The sequence below is a fragment of the Aestuarium zhoushanense genome (assembly GCF_056431045.1).
Window position 1 is genome coordinate 15,308 of record NZ_JBWKMA010000001.1, and the last position, 18,159, is coordinate 33,466.

At 56.9% G+C, this 18,159-nt stretch carries 17 protein-coding genes; 11 read left to right on the forward strand and 6 right to left on the reverse strand.

Translation table 11 applies throughout. The features are described from left to right. The first annotated feature begins 62 nt into the window (after window positions 1-62). The 4 genes from AC07ED_RS00070 to AC07ED_RS00085 are packed head-to-tail and all read left to right on the forward strand — an operon-like array spanning window position 63 to window position 2,398. Window positions 63-761 carry a GntR family transcriptional regulator gene (locus AC07ED_RS00070; protein WP_105236536.1) on the forward strand — a complete coding sequence of 233 codons (699 nt, stop codon included), beginning with the start codon at window positions 63-65 and terminating at the stop codon, window positions 759-761. Further along, window positions 754-1,047 (forward strand): DUF1330 domain-containing protein, encoded by a 294-nt coding sequence (locus tag AC07ED_RS00075; protein ID WP_105236537.1) that lies wholly within the window; start codon window positions 754-756, stop codon window positions 1,045-1,047. The genes AC07ED_RS00070 and AC07ED_RS00075 overlap by 8 nt, the downstream gene beginning before the upstream one ends. An 18-nt stretch (window positions 1,048-1,065) precedes the next feature. Further along, window positions 1,066-1,455, forward strand: a complete 390-nt coding sequence (locus tag AC07ED_RS00080) for a carboxymuconolactone decarboxylase family protein (protein WP_105236538.1) — start codon at window positions 1,066-1,068, stop codon at window positions 1,453-1,455. Between the two features lie 37 nt (window positions 1,456-1,492). Beyond that, window positions 1,493-2,398, forward strand: a complete 906-nt coding sequence (locus AC07ED_RS00085; protein ID WP_105236539.1) for an AEC family transporter — start codon at window positions 1,493-1,495, stop codon at window positions 2,396-2,398. On the opposite strand, the gene AC07ED_RS00090 is transcribed toward AC07ED_RS00085, so the two are convergent. Further along, window positions 2,399-3,385, reverse strand: a complete 987-nt coding sequence (locus tag AC07ED_RS00090) for a helix-turn-helix transcriptional regulator (protein WP_105236540.1) — start codon at window positions 3,383-3,385, stop codon at window positions 2,399-2,401. A gap of 86 nt (window positions 3,386-3,471) precedes the next feature. On the opposite strand from AC07ED_RS00090, the gene cysD reads away from it, so the two are divergent. Together cysD and cysN are read left to right on the forward strand one after the other, a co-directional pair. Next, entirely contained in the window at window positions 3,472-4,377 is a 906-nt protein-coding gene (gene cysD, locus AC07ED_RS00095; RefSeq protein ID WP_105236541.1) for a sulfate adenylyltransferase subunit CysD, read from the forward strand. Between the two features lie 53 nt (window positions 4,378-4,430). After that, window positions 4,431-6,335 carry a sulfate adenylyltransferase subunit CysN gene (gene cysN, locus AC07ED_RS00100; RefSeq protein ID WP_105236542.1) on the forward strand — a complete coding sequence of 635 codons (1,905 nt, stop codon included), beginning with the start codon at window positions 4,431-4,433 and terminating at the stop codon, window positions 6,333-6,335. A gap of 71 nt (window positions 6,336-6,406) precedes the next feature. Here cysN and AC07ED_RS00105 read toward each other — a convergent pair whose 3' ends face one another. The 4 genes from AC07ED_RS00105 to AC07ED_RS00120 form a co-directional block, all read right to left on the reverse strand. Next, window positions 6,407-7,354: a D-ribose ABC transporter substrate-binding protein gene (locus AC07ED_RS00105; protein WP_105236543.1), complete on the reverse strand. Its 948-nt coding sequence runs from the start codon at window positions 7,352-7,354 to the stop codon at window positions 6,407-6,409. Window positions 7,355-7,450: 96 nt separating this feature from the next. Further along, window positions 7,451-8,497: an ABC transporter permease gene (locus tag AC07ED_RS00110; protein ID WP_105236544.1), complete on the reverse strand. Its 1,047-nt coding sequence runs from the start codon at window positions 8,495-8,497 to the stop codon at window positions 7,451-7,453. 22 nt (window positions 8,498-8,519) lie between these two features. Next, entirely contained in the window at window positions 8,520-10,073 is a 1,554-nt protein-coding gene (locus tag AC07ED_RS00115; RefSeq protein WP_105236545.1) for a sugar ABC transporter ATP-binding protein, read from the reverse strand. After that, a complete protein-coding gene (locus tag AC07ED_RS00120; RefSeq protein ID WP_245918230.1) occupies window positions 10,073-10,726 on the reverse strand; it encodes a DUF2291 domain-containing protein in 654 nt (217 codons plus the stop codon). Before AC07ED_RS00120 ends, AC07ED_RS00115 begins: the two co-directional genes overlap by 1 nt. A gap of 469 nt (window positions 10,727-11,195) precedes the next feature. On the opposite strand from AC07ED_RS00120, the gene AC07ED_RS00125 reads away from it, so the two are divergent. The 5 genes from AC07ED_RS00125 (at window position 11,196) to AC07ED_RS00145 (ending at window position 17,435) form a co-directional block, all read left to right on the forward strand. After that, entirely contained in the window at window positions 11,196-12,752 is a 1,557-nt protein-coding gene (locus tag AC07ED_RS00125) for an FGGY-family carbohydrate kinase (RefSeq protein ID WP_105236547.1), read from the forward strand. A 30-nt stretch (window positions 12,753-12,782) separates the two neighbouring features. Continuing rightward, a complete protein-coding gene (locus AC07ED_RS00130; protein ID WP_105236548.1) occupies window positions 12,783-14,294 on the forward strand; it encodes a glycerol-3-phosphate dehydrogenase in 1,512 nt (503 codons plus the stop codon). Then, window positions 14,295-15,227 (forward strand): sugar phosphate isomerase/epimerase family protein, encoded by a 933-nt coding sequence (locus AC07ED_RS00135; protein ID WP_105236549.1) that lies wholly within the window; start codon window positions 14,295-14,297, stop codon window positions 15,225-15,227. A 96-nt stretch (window positions 15,228-15,323) separates the two neighbouring features. Then, a complete protein-coding gene (locus AC07ED_RS00140; RefSeq protein WP_105236550.1) occupies window positions 15,324-16,460 on the forward strand; it encodes an iron-containing alcohol dehydrogenase in 1,137 nt (378 codons plus the stop codon). Window positions 16,461-16,481: 21 nt separating this feature from the next. Further along, on the forward strand, window positions 16,482-17,435 hold the full coding sequence (locus AC07ED_RS00145) for a sugar-binding transcriptional regulator (RefSeq protein WP_105236551.1): 954 nt from the start codon (window positions 16,482-16,484) through the stop codon (window positions 17,433-17,435). A gap of 64 nt (window positions 17,436-17,499) precedes the next feature. Here AC07ED_RS00145 and fsa read toward each other — a convergent pair whose 3' ends face one another. Further along, window positions 17,500-18,153: a fructose-6-phosphate aldolase gene (gene fsa / locus AC07ED_RS00150; RefSeq protein ID WP_105236552.1), complete on the reverse strand. Its 654-nt coding sequence runs from the start codon at window positions 18,151-18,153 to the stop codon at window positions 17,500-17,502. Window positions 18,154-18,159: the final 6 nt, after the last annotated feature.

Below are 18,159 nucleotides of genomic sequence, written 5' to 3' on the forward strand. Positions count from 1 at the left end.
CCATCAGACAATATGTCAATCATATCTTGTGAGAACCACGCACGATTGCTAACCTCATCCCCATGACCGAACCGAAAACCGCCCTTCTGAAAATTGCCAAAGCCCCGCAAACCCTGCGCGATATCGTGCAGGAACGGATGCGAGAGGCGATTATTTCGGGCCACTTTGCGCCAGGGGAACGACTCGTCGAAAGACCCTTGTGCGAACAGTTGGGCGTGAGCCGCACCGTGATCCGCGAGACGATCCGTTTTCTTGAGGCCGAAGGGCTGGTGGAACTGGTGCCCAATCGTGGGCCGACGGTGGCATCGCTCGATTGGGATCAAGCGCGTCAGATCTACGACATCCGCCGCCAACTCGAAGGATCGGCAGCTGCCGCTTGCGCTGAAATGCATGATGTCGCCTGCGCAAAGTCATTGGGCGAGGCGCTCAAACGCATTGGTGAAACCACTCAAACGGGCGAATGGTCAGAGCTACGCAAAACCACCACACGGTTTTACGAGATCATTTTCGAGGCGGCGGGTCATAGCGTTGCATGGGACATTGTTCAGCGGCTCAACGGTCGGATCAGTCGACTGCGGGCATTGACGCTGTCAGCCACTGATAGGCCTGTGTCGGGCCTCACCCATATGACCGCAATCTATGACGCGATCCTAAGCCGAAATCCGGATGCAGCCCGCACAGCTGTCCATCGTCACATCGATGACGCGTCACAAACAGCGCAACGCTACCTGAAAGCAGAAACAGGACCCGACCATGCCTAAGGCCTATTGGATCGCCCTCGTCACCGTTACCGATCCCGAGGCCTACAAAGGGTATCAAGCCATCGCGCCCGCTGCGTTCAACAAATACGGCGGGCAGTTCATTGTGCGCGGCGGGCCTTCTGTGACCGTCGAAGGGGCTGAATGGCAACGCCATGTGGTGATCGAGTTTGACAGCATGGAACTCGCGACCGCCTGCTACAACTCCCCCGAATACCAAGAGGCCCGCGCCCATCGTGACGCCGCTGCGACCGCATCCATCGTGATCGTCGAAGGCTTGCCCAGCTAATCCGAAAAGGACACCACCATGACCGCATTCGACGAAGACCTGTTCCTCAAAGGATTAGAGCAGCGCAAAGCGACGCTCGGCGCGGACTATGTCGAAAAGAACCTCGCCGCCGCCGATGACTTTACCCGCCCGTTCCAAGAGGCCATGACCGCGTGGTGCTGGGGTTTTGGCTGGGGTGACGATGTGATCGACGTCAAGACGCGGTCAATGATGAACCTCTCGATGATCGGTGCCTTGGGCAAGATGCACGAATGGGAATTGCACTGTCGGGGCGCGATCAATAATGGCGTTTCCAAAGAAGAAATCCGCGCCATTATCCATGTGATCGCGATCTACTGCGGCGTCCCTCAGGGGCTTGAGTGCTTCCGTGCGGCGCGCAAGGTTTTTGAAAGCTTTGAGGCGGAATAGAGCCTGATTTCGCGGTGCGCATCCAGGAAGAACAGACATGCTGACGGCGATCTGGACGATCTTTGCCTTGATTTGCTGTGGCTTTGTTTTGGCCCGCAAAGGGTTTCCGTCTGACGCCTTTTGGCCCGCAGCGGAACGGCTGAATTACTACGTTCTATTCCCTGCTCTATTGGTGTCGAACCTCGCCAATGCGCCGATCCGTGACCCACAGATATTGCGCCTCGGCGCGTCGGCAGTTGCGACGATCATGATCGGGGCGGTCGTGCTCTATATGCTCCGCGCAATTCGCCCCACGCCATCGGAACGGTTCGGTCCGGCGCTTCAAGGCGTGCTGCGGTTCAACACCTACCTCGCCCTTTCCGTCCTCGCGATGGTGGCTGGTGCGCAAAGCCTTGAACGGGCGGCAGTTTACCTCGCAATCGCCGTGCCACTGGTGAACATCCTCGCGATCATCGCGCTGAGCGATGGGGCGGTCTGGCGATCGCCTGTAATGCTTCTGAAAAAGGTTGGGATGAACCCATTGGTTATGGCCTGTGTCTTTGGTGCCATTCTCGCAATCACCAATGTCGGGTTGCCGTTCGGAACGGGCCAAGTGTTGAAACTACTGGCCCAAGGTAGCCTTCCCCTTGGCCTACTGTGCGTCGGCGCAGCGCTTCGCCCATCGGCACTCGGTCAAGACCTAATCCCGTTGCTAGGCAACGCTGTATCCCGCCTCGCGTTGATGCCGTGTTTGGCTGTGGGTGTCGCCTATGTGTTCGATTTGTCGAGCGCAGAGGCCCTCGTCCTCGTTGTCTTTTCCGCAGTGCCGACGGCCCCATCGTCCTACGTGTTAACCCGACAAATGGGTGGCGACGGGACGTTCATGGCGGGGATCGTAACGCTCCAGACTGTCGGCGCGCTGCTCACCATTCCCGTGGTGTTGCACCTCTTTGGCGCACCGTAGCTAGAACCAAACACCGCTGCCCATGATCCGCCTGATCATCGCGGGCTGACCCGATACGCCGAGCCGCGCAAAGATCACCTTAGACGTGCTCCGCGCAGTCTCTTCGGTCCAGCCAAGAACCTCAGCGGCGCTGCGCAACGTGTGACCGTCACATAGCTGCGCCAGCAGTCGCGCCTCGCTGCGGCTAAGAGCGAAATGCGCTGCAATCCGTTCGTGCGAAATCTCTGACGCCATCGGCATTGTTCGAAGGGATCCAACAATCGCACCGTCTCCAAAGTCATCATTCAGCGACAGCACAAGTTCGGCGCCAAGCATCGGAACCGTAACGGGACCCTCTCCTGCCAAAACAGCAGCAAATCCCATTCGATAGTCCTGCGCAACATCCGCATCAGAAAATTCGAGCCGCCGCCGATCCTCTATCCGCAGACCCTCGCGTTCGCTCCACTCTTGCGCGGCACCAGACAATGATTGCACGACGCCAGACCGATCGAACACAATCCAGCCCGCACCAAGCCGCGCGGCGAGGGTTTCCGACAAGGCCGCCTCTGTCCGCTCGGCACGCAAGGTTAATGACATCTGTGCCGCCTGCCCGAAGAATGGTGTCAGAGCAGAGAGGATTTGCCCGTCAGAACTGCGGAAATCCTTGCGGTGAAAACCACGATGCAGCCAGACCGTGACGTGCGAGGTCGCATCGATCCGTGCCTTCACGACACGCAAAAACCCCTTAGTCCAATCTGCGAGCGGCAAGCCGTCTTGGGCATAAACGCGATCAATTCGCAGGCGACCACGGAGCGGCGCATCAACAACGGGGCAGTCACCGCGTGTACAAAGATCGGCCCCCTCAGCATCCACACAAAGGCCCGCGCCGTCGGCCTGTGTGACCTCGCGCAGCAGATCCAGAAACGATGCCCACGGCGCATCAGCCCTTGCCGCAGCTTCGGCAAAGAGTGTCCGTGTGAGCTCTGTCTGGTCATCAAAGCGGGCCATAGTTCTACTTACCCCCCATTTGGGGCGTTCGCTACTGCAATCTAACGTTTATCGCTGGGCAAAACTTGCACCAAAGCGATTCGAGTATGACCCAAAAGACTTTGACCCACCTGCAGCGCCTTGAAGCTGAAAGCATTCACATCCTTCGCGAAGTTGTCGCGGAAGCCGAAAATCCAGTAATGCTCTATTCCGTCGGCAAGGACTCTGCCGTCATGCTGCATCTGGCAAAGAAGGCATTTTACCCTGCCCCGCCGCCATTCCCGCTCTTGCACGTCGACACCACTTGGAAATTCCGTGACATGTATGCGCTGCGCGACAAAGCGGCGAAAGACGCAGGTATGGAACTGCTGGTTTACCAAAACCCCGAAGCGGCAGAACGCGGCATCAACCCGTTCGATCACGGCGGGCTGCATACCGATATGTGGAAGACCGAAGGTCTGAAACAGGCTTTGGACAAATACGGTTTTGACGTTGCCTTTGGTGGCGCGCGCCGTGACGAAGAGAAATCCCGCGCCAAAGAACGCGTCTTCTCTTTCCGTTCGGCCAACCACCGCTGGGACCCGAAAAGCCAGCGCCCAGAACTTTGGCGCCTCTACAACGCCCGCAAAGCTAAGGGCGAAAGCGTCCGCGTGTTCCCGATCTCGAACTGGACCGAGTTGGACATCTGGCAGTACATCCACCTCGAAGGGATCGAGATTGTGCCGCTCTACTTCTCGGCCCCGCGACCGACCGTCGAGCGCGATGGCCTGACCATCATGGTGGACGATGATCGTTTCCCGCTGCGTGATGGCGAGACCCCTGTGATGAAATCCATAAGGTTCCGTACGCTGGGCTGTTACCCGCTGACTGGCGCGGTCGAGAGCACGGCAACCACCCTGCCCGAAGTTATTCAAGAAATGCTGCTGACAACGACCTCTGAGCGTCAGGGCCGCGCGATCGACCACGATCAGGCTGCCTCGATGGAGAAGAAAAAACAGGAAGGCTACTTTTAAGCCCCTGCCCGTCAGTCCGTTTCAACACATTTCACACCCCAAAGGTGCCCGCTATGACGACCGAACCTATTTACAAAACAGACGCGCTTATTGCCGAGAACATTGATGCCTATCTTGGGGCGCACCAGCACAAAACCATGCTGCGCTTCATCACTTGTGGCTCTGTTGACGATGGTAAATCCACGCTGATTGGCCGCCTGCTCTATGACAGCAAGATGATCTTTGAAGATCAGCTCGCAACGCTTGAGGCAGACAGCAAACGCGTCGGCACCCAAGGCGGCGAGATCGACTTTGCCCTTCTCGTGGACGGCCTCGCCGCGGAACGCGAACAGGGTATCACCATCGATGTTGCCTACCGTTTCTTTGCCACCGAAAAGCGCAAGTTCATCGTCGCAGACACCCCCGGCCACGAACAATACACGCGCAACATGGTCACTGGCGCATCGACCGCCGACCTCGCCGTTATTCTGATCGACGCGCGCAAAGGCGTGCTGACCCAGACCCGCCGTCACAGCTATCTGGTGAACCTGATCGGCATCCGTCACGTCGTCCTCGCCGTGAACAAGATGGACCTGATCGGCTACGACAAAGCGACCTTTGACAACATCGTCGCGGAATATGGCGAATTCGCCCGCTCCATCGGCATTGAAGAGTTCACCGCTATCCCGATCTCGGGCTTCAAAGGCGACAACATCACAGGGCCGAGCGAATTTACCCCGTGGTATACGGGCCCTGCCCTGTTGCCGTTCCTTGAATCCGTTGAGGTCGACGTCACCGCCGATCAGGAACAACCTTTCCGTCTGCCCGTTCAGTGGGTGAACCGTCCGAACCTCGACTTCCGTGGCTTTGCTGGCATGATCGCGAGCGGCTCGGTCCGCCCAGGGGATCAAGTGCGCGTTCTGCCGTCGGGCAAGACATCCACCGTTTCGCGGATCGTGAGCCTTGAGGGTGATCGAGATCTGGCTGTGGCGGGTGAATCCGTGACCATCACGCTGGCGGATGAAATCGATTGCTCGCGCGGTCAGGTGATCGTTGCGGCACAGGCCCCATTGGAGGTCGCAGACCAGTTTGAATCCACCCTCGTTTGGATGGATGAGACCGAAATGGTTCCCGGTCGCGCCTACTGGCTCAAGATCGGCACGCAGACCGTTTCGGCCACCATTCACCAGCCGAAATACGAAGTGAACATCAACACCCAAGAGCATCTCGCGACCAAAACGTTGGACCTCAATGCGATTGGCGTGGCGAACATTACCACTGACCGTGAAATCCCGTTCTCGGCCTATGCAGACAACCGCGACCTCGGCGGGTTCATTCTGATCGACAAGATCACGAACCACACTGTTGCGGCTGGCATGATCCATTTTGCGCTGCGCCGTGCGCAGAACATCCACTGGCAGGCAACCGACATTGGCCGTGACCACCACGCGTCGATGAAGCACCAGAAACCAGCGGTTCTCTGGCTGACGGGTCTGTCGGGTTCGGGCAAATCAACGATCGCAAACATTGTTGAAAAGAAACTCGCGCGGATGAACCGCCACACCTTCCTCTTGGATGGTGACAATGTGCGCCATGGGTTGAACAAAGACCTCGGCTTTACCGAAGCGGACCGGATTGAAAACATCCGCCGCGTGGGTGAAGTGGCGAAGTTGATGACCGACGCGGGTCTGATTGTGATCACCGCATTCATCTCTCCGTTCCGATCTGAGCGGGACATGGTGCGGGGCATGATGCAGCCGGGTGAATTCGTTGAAGTGTTTGTGGATACCCCGCTCGAAGTTGCTGAAGCCCGCGACGTCAAAGGCCTCTATGCCAAGGCGCGCTCTGGTCAGCTGAAGAACTTCACAGGTATCGACAGCCCCTATGAGGCGCCTGAAAACGCTGAAATGCGGATCGACACGACCCAGATGACGCCTGAAGAGGCCGCTGATCTGATCATCGCACGTTTGATCCCGTAAGAGGCTCAACACGGCAAACGAAAACGGGCGGCCCGAACGGGCCGCCCTTTGTTTTTGGGAGGGTAGTCTAATTATTCCGACAGAGTGAACGGAGCAGAGTAGTTTGCTACGTTTTCCGGAGTGATCATGAGGCAGTCGAACAGTTGTTTTTCATCAGCAACCAGACGCTCGCCAGTTTTGATGAAGTGGTCAGCCTGACGAACTGCTTCTGCCGAGAAGACAGCAACCGGCTGAAGAACCGAGTATGCCAGCTCGCCCGAACGGATTGCGTCTACTGCGTCCGGCGAACCGTCGAAGCCACCAACAATCACGCCGTCCATACGGCCTGCTTCTTTGAGGGCAGCGATCGCACCGAGAGCCATTTCGTCGTTACCAGCGATAACAGCGTTGATGGTGTCGTTTGCTTGAATGAGCGACTGCATCTTGGTGTAGCCCATGGTGCGGTCCCAGTTAGCGACTTCTTCAGCCAGCTTAACCATGTCCGGGTACTGTGAAATCACAGTTTCGTAGCCGTTCGAACGGGTTGCTGCGTTGTTGTCAGCTGGGTGGCCGAAGAACTCAACGTAGTTGCCTTCACCGCCAGTCAGGTCAATCCACTGCATCGCGCCGAGTGCTGCACCCTGTGCGTTGTTGGAAACCAGCTGAGCGATTGCCAGACCGGATTCGTTGATTTCAGCGTTGACGAGGAAGACCGGAATGCCCGCGTCGACCGCTTTGCGAACAGCACCGATGGAACCGTCAGCGTTTGCAGGGTCAAGGATGATTGCAGCTGCTTGGTTGGTGATCGCGGTGTCGATCAGGGTGCTTTCGGTGTTGGTGTCACCTTTATGCGCAGCGACGGTCGCTTCGTAGCCGAGGCCTTCTGCGGTTGCTTTTGCAACTTCACCTTCGGTGAACCAGTACGGGTTTGCAGGGTCGTTGACGATGATCGAGATCAGGCCTTCAGCCCAAGCCGAACCAGCCATCAGCGGCAGGGTAGCAACAGCAGCGAGCAGAGCGCGTTTGGTGATTTTTGTCATTTTGGTCTCCCTTTGGGGTTGGTGGTGCCGGAGGTCCGGCGTTTCTCCGCGGGCGGGTTCTCCTCGTCCCCGCGCCGACGAAATTTTACGGTTGGGTTAGTGACGCTTTGCCCCGCCGTATTGGATGGAGTTCAGCAGAACAGCGAGGACAATCACTGCGCCTGTGAACACGGTCTGCCAGTAGGAGGACACGCCAATGATAACGAGGCCATCCGACAAGAAGCCGATTACGAAAGCACCGAGCATGGTGCCAAGAATGTTGCCGCGACCACCCGTCAGGGCTGCGCCACCGATCACAACCGCAGCAATGGCAGTCAGTTCGTAGGTGGTGCCTGCGGTCGGACCAGCAGAGGTCAGCTGCGAGCTCAGAACGAGGCCAGCGATGGCGGCACAAACGCCCGACAGCATGTACACGGTGATCTGGACGCGTTTAACAGGAACACCCGAAAGTTCCGCCGCACGTTCGTTGCCACCCGATGCATAGAGCCAACGACCGAACGCGGTGCGTGCCAGAAGAAGGGCCGCAGCGATTGCGACGATCGCCAGAACGATAACGCCAATCGGAACGTTAAAGAGGCGGTTGAAGCCTAGCCAATCAAAGCCCGTGTTACCGAGACCATCTTCACCCGAGAGGTTATTGTAGGTCAGGCCATTGGTCATCAAGAGCGCCGCACCACGTGCCACATATAGGGAACCGAGGGTCGCAACGAAGGCAGGCACTTTGAAACGCGCAATGAGAATGCCGTTTACCAGACCAACGAAGGCACCCAACGCCATTGTCAGCACTACAACGGCCCAAACTGGTGGGAACAGGATGATGCCGAGGGACGGAATTTCCACGCCTTGCATCAAGTAGCCTGCAAAAACCCCAGAGAGGCCAAGAACCGAACCAACCGACAAGTCGATCCCGCCGTTCAGGATAACCAAAAGCATCCCAATAGCCAAAAGGCCAAAGATCGCGACGTGGTTTGCCATGATCAGGAAGTTGCCAACCGACGCGTAGTTCGGCGACAGAGATGAGAAGGTGATAATGATCGCGATCAGCGCAAAGAATGCACGACCCTCGAGCAGAATATGACCGAGATTGAATCCGCGTTTCGCTTTGCCAGCGTTGTTCTTAGCGGAGGCTGTCGAATCCGACATCGTGTGAACTCCTTGCAGTCTATCAGGCGACCAATGACTCGCCAGAGGCGGCCATGATTGCTTCTTTTGTTGTGTCGTGGGTGAACTCAGCCGAAATCTGACCGCGGCGCATCACGATGATGCGGTGTGCGATGGACAGACATTCGCTGACTTCAGACGTGGTGTAGAGAACGGCGAGGCCCTCTTTGGCGCGTTCAGCGAGAAGTTTGAAAACCTCTGCCTTTGCGCCGATATCGATACCGCGGCTCGGCTCATCGAGCATGATCACCGACGGGTTGGTGACGAGCATCTTGCCGATGACAACCTTTTGTTGGTTCCCGCCCGAAAGCGATCCAATCGCAGCATTCGGACCATCGGTTTTTACTGTCACATCACGAATAGAGTCAGTGATGATCTGGCTCTCGTCCGACACCGAGGTGAATAAACGCTTTGTGAAATTCGCGATTGAGGCGAGTGACAGGTTCCGACCAACGGTCATGGTTTGAACCAGACCATCGCGCTGGCGATCTTCGGGCACAAGCACCAGACCTTCGTCGATGCGTTCCGCAATCGTCAGGCCAGACACATCGTCACCATGCAAGAGCACGCGACCAGCGGTATTTTTCAAACGGCCCGCTGCACACTCCAACAGTTCAGTGCGGCCAGCGCCCATCAGACCATAGATACAAACGATCTCACCTGCTTTGACCTCGATATTGAGGTTGTCGACAGCGACGCCTTTGCCGCTCGATGTCGGCACGGTCAAGTTTTCGATGGTCAGGGCTGGCGCGCCAAAGTCGTAGCCCTCTGGCGGGTTTCCAAGGTCGAAGTTCTCACCGACCATGTTCACCACGATCCACTCCAGATCGATCTCAGCCCGTGGCGCATATGCCGTCATATTGCCATCACGCAGAACGACAGCGTGGTCAGTGATAGTCAGCGCCTCTTCGAGGTGGTGAGAGATGTAAACGATTGAAACGCCACGAGCTTTTAGGTCGTGGATGACCTTGAACAGAACCTCAACTTCGGACGCTGACAGCGCAGAGGTTGGTTCATCCATGATCAGAATACGGGCGTCGACGGATAGGGCACGTGCAATCTCAACGATCTGCTGTTGGCCGAGACGTAGGTCTTCGACCTTTGCCAGAGGATCAATATCCTCTTCCAGCTCCTCCATCAGGATACGTGTCTGGCGTTCCTCTTCGGCGTAATCGACGCCAAAGGACCCCATGATTTCGCGGCCCATAAAGATGTTGTCGCGCACGGTCATGTTCGGGGCGAGCGACAGCTCTTGGTGGATGATGCAAATCCCCATTTCCTGCGCTTCGGTGGTCGAGTTCAGCTCGACCGCCTTACCATCAAGGATGATCTCGCCCGTCGTCGGCTTTTGAACGCCCGACAGGATCTTCATCAGGGTCGATTTACCCGCGCCGTTTTCACCGAACAGCGTGGTCACCTGTCCACGGTGCACGTCAAAGTTCACGCCTTTCAGTGCCTGAACCGCACCAAAGGATTTTGCCACATTGCGGGCCGCAAGAACGACTTCAACAGTGTCCGGCTTTGACTGCGGGATATCTACTGGGCTCGGGTGCTGCATTACTTCACCTCGAACGAAACGGGCGTGATCAGCCAGTTTTTCGGGTTGATGAGGGTAAAGACGCCTGTGACCTCGATGGTCTTGCCCGTCAGCGTGTCACGATCCAAATCAGCGAGGGTCGCTGACGACATCGCACGGTTCAGACCAGAGCCTGCATCCTGAAATTCGATCTGATTGGTGAACTGACCAAAGTTGATGTCACCAGGGAAGTCACGCAGATCGGTGCCGTTGATTGCGGGGCCACTCTGAACGCGGATTTTTGTGCCTTCGGGCATGCCCTCAACGGAAACTTCGTAAACGCCGTTGCGACCTTCACCAACAACGCCAGTGAGTTTCACTGCAACGATGCCGCCGATAGCCGTCGGCGTGCCGAATTCAGCGATTGCGGCCGCCTTATCAGCGGCCAGCGCGTCAGCGAGGGCAACAGCCTCGGGTGCGCGGTCAACAATGAGGTCACGAATGCGCGGGAAGTTTTCAACACCATATGCATCGGGATTGAATGCGGCCTGACGAGAGTCTTGATCCGAGCCAATCCGAACGACCGTTGTGTCCCATGCTATTGCGCCAACAACAGCCACAACACACAGCGGCAGCACCCACTTCATGCGGTTGGTGCGGTTCTTCGTCTGACGTGTTGTACCGGCGTTCGCCATTCTTCAATGCCCTCGTATATCGGACAGGAAATCCTGCCGCGTAGTCTCAGTCTGTCTGCACCAAAGAGGTGCAGCATTCAGGCCATCCACGGTCGGCGACCTGACATTCTCAATTTAGGAGATGATCGCGATCTAGCGTCGCGAGCCGCTCCTCCCCTTTTCGCCCACTGGGTCGATCCTCCGTCGATTCCCCCAGCAAAACTTGGCGTTCGAGCGTCATTGCCGTCTCGAAGTTGAATTGACCATAAGTGAAAAAAATTACGTTGTCTGCAAAAAAAATCACACAATGAAAAATTCCTGTGCTATTCAGACTGCAGAGGATCATATGCCAAAGCGACGTGAATTCGCGGTGACCCTTTGCGTGAAACGGCCTCCAGATTGTGTCTGGAAAGGGCTCTAACGCTGGCAAAAGACAAGGGGAGCGCGGGACACGAATCAAACCGCGAAACGTGCTCTGGGAGGAAAAGACGTGACTGTAACCAAAGACATTATTGTCGGGATCGATGCTGGGACTTCTGTGATCAAAGCGGTGGCTTTTGATCGCAAGGGTGTTCAGCTGGCCGCGTCTTCTGTCCGTAATAAATACACAATGGGCGCCGACGGTGCCGCGACCCAGTCTCTGCCCCAAACTTGGGACGACTGCGCGGCCGCGTTGCGTGGCCTCACCGATAAGATTGATAACTTCGCTGACCGTGTCGGTGCTGTCGGTGTGACAGCGCAGGGCGATGGAACTTGGTTAATTGATTCGCACGGCAAACCCGTGTGTGACGCCTGGCTGTGGCTCGATGCCCGCGCCGCGCCAACGGTGGCGGAATTATCCGCGAAAGACACTGATCAGGCACGTTTTGCTGCAACTGGTACAGGTCTGAACACCTGCCAGCAGGGCGCGCAACTCGCGCACATGGATCGTCACCATCCTGAGATTTTGGATAAGGCAGCGACCGCGCTGCACTGCAAAGATTGGCTCTACTTCAATCTCACAGGCGTGCGCGCAACCGATCCATCCGAGGCGAGCTTTACCTTTGGTGATTTCCGCACTCGCGCGTTTAGCGATACGGTGATCGACGCGCTGGGACTGACGCATCGTCGTCACCTCCTCCCGCAGATCATCGACGGCACGATGGTGACGCACCCACTGACGACTGAGGCCGCCGCCGCGACAGGACTGCTGGAAGGCACACCAATTTCGCTCGGCTATGTTGATATGGTGATGACCGCTCTGGGTGCGGGGGTTCATACGGGTGAAACGGGGCCAGCCTGTTCGACAGTCGGATCAACGGGCGTTCACATGCGGTCAGTCGATAAATCTGACGTGCACCTGAACAAAGAACGCACAGGCTATGTGATTTGCCTACCTGTGCCTGATCGCGTGACCCAAGTTCAAACCAACATGGCAGCGACGCTCAACCTCGATTGGGCGCTGCAAGTTGCCGAAGACCTCATAGCGGAAATGGGCAATCGCCCGACGCATGCAGAACTCGTCGCCAAAATCGATGGCTGGATGGAGAAGTCCGACATCGGTGCGCTGGTTTATCACCCTTACATTTCGGAGGCTGGCGAACGCGGGCCGTTCGTGGATGCCAATGCGCGCGCAAGTCTCATTGGCCTGAACACAAACCACCGTTTCGCAGACATCGTTCGTGCCGTGATCGAAGGATTGGGCATGGCAGCGCGCGATTGCTATTCGGCGATGGGCGAAATGCCGACCGAACTGCGGTTGACGGGCGGCGCTGCCCGCTCTGCTGCACTTCGCGCTGTTTTGGCGGGGGCGCTGAATACTCCTGTGCGCGTATCGAACCGCGAAGAGGCAGGCGCCGCGGGCTGCGCGATGATGGCTGCGGTCGCGATCGGTGCTTACGACACGATGGAAGACTGCATCGCAGAATGGACAACGCCTCTTCTTGGGGCAGCAGAACAACCGGACCCGAAACTGGTCCAAGCATACGACATTTTATTTGAAACCTATCGCCAGACACGGGTCGCGCTCGCGCCTGTTTGGGGACGGTTTGCGCAGCCCGCCCAATAGGGCCTGCGCTGACACACGAAAGGCAAGACAATGACGGCAATTCAAGATGTAGATCTCTTCGTGATCGGTGGCGGCATTAACGGTGCTGGTATCGCTCGTGATGCAGCGGGACGCGGACTGAGCGTTGTCCTTTGCGAAAAAGACGATCTCGCCGAAGGCACTTCGTCCCGTTCGGGCAAGCTGGTGCATGGTGGTCTGCGCTACCTTGAATACTATGAATTCCGTTTGGTCCGCGAAGCTTTGATTGAACGCGAAGTTCTGATGAACGCTGCGCCGCACATCATCTGGCCGCTGCGCTTTGTTCTGCCGCACTCTCCGCAAGACCGCCCTGCCTGGTTGGTCCGCCTTGGTCTGTTCCTCTACGATCACCTCGGTGGTCGTAAGAAACTGCCAGGCACCCGCACGCTGAACTTGCGTCGCGATCCTGAAGGTGCGCCTCTGCTCGATCAATACAAACGTGGTTTCGAATACTCAGACTGTTGGGTCGACGATGCGCGCCTCGTCGTGCTGAACGCCGTCGATGCCGCCGAACGTGGCGCAACTGTTCTTACCCGTTCGCCCGCTGTCTCAGCGCGTCGTGATAACGGTCAGTGGATTGTCACGACACAAAACACTATCACAGGCGAAACACGAGAATATCGCGCGAAGGTTCTTGTCAACGCGGCTGGCCCTTGGGTGACCGACGTGCTGACCCGTGTTGCGGGATCGAACTCCACCCGCAATGTGCGTTTGGTGAAGGGATCCCACATTATCACCAAGAAATTCTGGGACGGTCCGAACTGCTACCTCGTCCAGAATCACGATAAACGTGTGATCTTTATCAACCCCTATGAGGGTGACAAAGCACTGATCGGCACCACCGACATTTCCTACGAAGGCCGCGCTGAAGATGTAACCTGTGATGATGGTGAGGTCGAATATCTGCTGAACGCGGTGAACCGTTACTTCAAAGAAAAGCTGACCAAAGACGACGTGATCGAGACCTTCTCTGGCGTCCGCCCGCTCTTTGACGATGGCAAAGGCAACCCGTCGGCCGTCACACGTGACTATGTGTTCGACCTCGACACTACCGGTGGCGCGCCGCTGCTGAATATCTTTGGAGGCAAAATCACCACATTCCGTGAGTTGGCTGAGCGCGGCATGCATCAAATTGCCAAGTTTTTTCCGAACATCAAAGGTGACTGGACCGCCAACGCCACGCTCCCTGGTGGGGATATGGAAGACGCGGACTACGATAAGTTCCGCCAGAAACTAAAGGTCGACTACCCTTGGATGCCGCGTAACCTGCGGGAATACTACGGTCGCCGTTATGGCACGCGGACAGCAATGATTGTTGGCTCTGCGACATCTTTGGATGGTCTGGGGCGTCACTTTGGCGGAACGCTTTTTGAGGCCGAGGCCCGTTATCTCGTTGCGCACGAATGGGCACTGACGGCCGAAGACGTAACATGGCGCCGCACCAAACATCGTCTGGACCTGAGCGAAGCAGAGGAAGCTGCTTTTGCTGAATGGTTCACCACTGAATCTGTCGAGGCAGCGTAAATGGCTCTCTCACTCTCTCTCAATACCAATCCGTTGGTAAACCGTTTCGCTGAACCGACAGACCTTATCGAAACGACGGCGCGGGACTTGCGCATCCGTGACCTTCAGTTGACTCATGAGTTCATTAACCCGAGCTGGCCCGCGCCCATCATTCGCCGCCTGACCCGAGAGATGGACCGCGCCTGCCAACGCACGGGTGTTCGCTGCACGTCGGGCATGACGGGTCCCTATGGTCGGCTGAACCACTTTGGCCACCCCGATGCGGACGTGCGCCGTTACTACGTCGACTGGTTCAAGATCTTTGCCGACATTATCGGTGATCTGGGTGGCAAATCGGTCGGCACTCAGTTCGCGATCTTTACCTTCAAAGACTACGACGATGCCCAACGCCGCGAGGACCTGATCCAGATCGCGATCGATTGCTGGGCTGAAGTCGCTGAACATGCCAAAGGCGCGGGCCTCGATTACGTTTATTGGGAACCCATGTCCGTGGGTCGCGAATTTGGCGAAACGATTGCCGAGTGCATGAAACTTCAAGACCGTTTGACGGCGGCAGATATGGCGATCCCGATGTGGATGATGGCCGACATTGACCACGGCGATGTCACATCGCTGAACCCTGACGACACGGACCCTTATGCTTGGGCACGTGCCGTGCCAAAGGTCAGCCCGATCATTCACATCAAACAGTCGATGATGGATAAATCAGGGCACCGTCCCTTTACGGCGGAGTTCAATGCGAAGGGTGCGATCCAGCCTGAACCGCTCCTGAAGGCTCTGTCTGAGGGTGGCGCGGTTGATAACGAAATCTGCCTCGAACTTTCGTTCAAAGAGCGCGAACCGAACGACCGTCAGGTCATTCCCCAGATTGCCGAAAGCATCGCATTTTGGGCGTCTCACATCGATACTGGCGAAAAGGATTTGAATGTCTAAGAGCACTGGCGGCACCTCGACGATAGCGCGCGACTTGCTCGCATGGCGTGATGCCGCCATTAGTCCTGCAAACAATCCGCGGGGCGAGACATTCTTATGACAACACTTCCGACTTTCGGCTTTGCCACGGCAACCGAGATCAGTTTTGGCAGGGGAACCGCGCATGGATCGATTGCGCGGATCGCAACCTTTGGTCGCCATGCGTTGATTGTGATGGGTGCTACGTCCGATCGTGCGGGATGGTTGATCGATGGGCTAAAGGCAGAGGATGTTGCGACAACGGTGTTCTCTGTTCCCAAAGAGCCTGACGTTAATCTGATCTCCGCTGGGATCGCAGCGGCAGAGGGTTGTGACGTTGTCATCGCCATCGGCGGCGGTGCCGCGATTGATGCGGGCAAGGCGATTGCCGCGCTGGTTCCAGCCCAAGGCGACATGATGGACTACCTCGAGGTCGTGGGCAAAGGTCTGCCTTTAGAGACAAACCCCCTACCCTTTGTCACGATACCAACGACTGCGGGAACGGGTGCAGAGGCGACGCGGAATGCCGTTATTAATGTGCCCTCACATCGGAGGAAGGTCTCGCTCCGCGATATTCGAATGCTGCCTCGGCTCGCAATTGTTGACCCCGCACTCACCGATAATTGTCCCAAGCCGATCACTTTGGCCTCTGGTCTTGATGCCGTGACACAGGTGATTGAGCCCTACATTTGCAGCCGCGCGAACCCCATGACGGATGCCCTTTGCCGTGATGCCATTCCTCGCGGGATGAAGGCGCTCGTTAGTTTAATGGAAGGTGAAGACCCCGTAGCGCGGGATGATCTGGCCCTAACGAGCCTTTACGGAGGGATCGCCCTCGCCAATGCGGGGCTCGGCGTGGTGCACGGACTGGCAGGGCCTTTGGGTGGTCTATCGAACGGCGCACACGGCGCGATCTGCGGGGCGCTCTTGCCGCACGGATTAACCATGAATGAGGCGCAGAGCGGCGGTCACCCGCGGATCACCGAAGTCAGACAGTGGATCGCCGCCGCGTTAAACTGCGACACTGAAATAGCTTTTGAAAAACTAGAACAATGGTCTAAGTCGAACGGACTTCTTGGGTTGGATGCACTTGGCGTGTCGGAGGAGGACCGCCATCAAGCCGCAGAAGACGCCGCAACGTCGTCATCAATGAAGGCCAATCCCGTTGCGCTGACGACCGCGCAACTGGCGGAAATAATGGAAAAGGCGCGCTAAGCGTCAACTGGGGAGGATAACATGGCGCGTGAGCGGCAAGGACAAGACGGCGAACACAGTCTCGCTATTCGTGCAGCATGGCTCCACTACGTCGGCGGGTTAACCCAATCCGCTGTTGCAAAGAAACTCGGCGTTCCATCTGTAAAGGCGCACCGCCTGATCGCGAAAGCGGTCGCAGAGGGCGCGGTCAAAGTCAGCATTGACGGTGACATTGTCGAATGCATCGAACTCGAAGAGCAATTGATCGAAAAATACGGTCTGCAAAGCTGTGAGATTGCCCCTGACCTCAGCGAAGACGGCGTTCCGTTTAGAGCACTAGCTATGGCGGGCGCGGGTCGTTTGCGCCGTTGGCTGGAGGCTGGCAAACACACCACGATCGGTATCGGCCACGGTCGAACGCTGGCCGCTTCTGTCCGCGCGATGCCGCACTTTGAAACTCAAGGGTTGCGGTTTGTGTCCCTCTTGGGCGGTTTGACCCGTAACTTCTCGGCCAACCCGCACGACGTTATGCACCTTTTGGCCGAGAAAACGAACGCGCAGGCCTATGTGATGCCCGTGCCGTTCTTTGCCAACACCGAAGAGGATCGTCAGGTTCTGTTGTCCCAAAACGGTGTGAAAGAGGTCTTTGAATTGGCCGAAAATTCAACGCTCAAGATCGTCGGGATCGGCACGGCTGAGGTTGATACGCAGCTTGTGAACTCTGGCATGATTGAACCGTCCGAAATCGCACAGATCAAAGAGGCAGGCGCTGCGGGCGAAATGCTCGGCCACTTCTTTGCGGACGATGGGTCGGTTCTAGAAACACCACTTACGTCGCGCACTCTAGCCGTTTCGATGGAGAAAGGTCGGACAGACCGTATCGTCGCCTTGGCAGGCGGACCGAATAAGGTCAAAGCCCTACGCGCAGTTCTGCGGTCTGGTCGCTTGTCTGGCCTTATTACCGACGAACGAACAGCACGCGAGCTCTTGAAATAGTGACGGCGGCCCGAAGGCCGCCGTAACCCAACACACGAAGAGAGAGAGTCGTGTCGGGTGTTCCTTAGAGGATTTTCTGGCCAGTTGCGGCCCAATCCTTTGCGAACTGTTCCAGACCTTTGTCAGTCAGAACGTGGTTCGCGAGCGATTTGATAACAGACGGCGGAATGGTCGACACATCGGCGCCAGCCAATGCAGCATCCTTCACATGGTTCGCGGTGCGGATTGATGCCGCGAGGATTTCCGTCTCGAACCCGTAGTTGTCATAGATTTCGCGGATGTCACGGATCAGATCCATGCCATCGATGTTAATGTCGTCCAAACGGCCAACGAAAGGCGAGATATAAGTTGCGCCCGCTTTGGCAGCCAAGAGAGCCTGATTCGCTGTAAAGCACAGGGTCACGTTGGTTTTGATGCCTTTATTGCTGAAGTAACGGCAAGCCTTCAGACCATCGAGCGTCAACGGAAGTTTGATAACGACGTTGTCGGCGATCCGAGCGAGGTGGTCGCCTTCGGCAACCATACCATCGTAGTCCATCGCAGCGACTTCTGCCGAAACAGGGCCGTCCACGAAGGAACAGATTTCTGCGATCACTTCTTTGAAGTCACGGCCAGATTTAGCGATCAGCGACGGGTTGGTGGTTACACCATCCAGCAGGCCGTAATCGTTGAGTTCTTTGATGTCGGCAACAACAGCGGTATCGACGAAGAATTTCATTTTGCT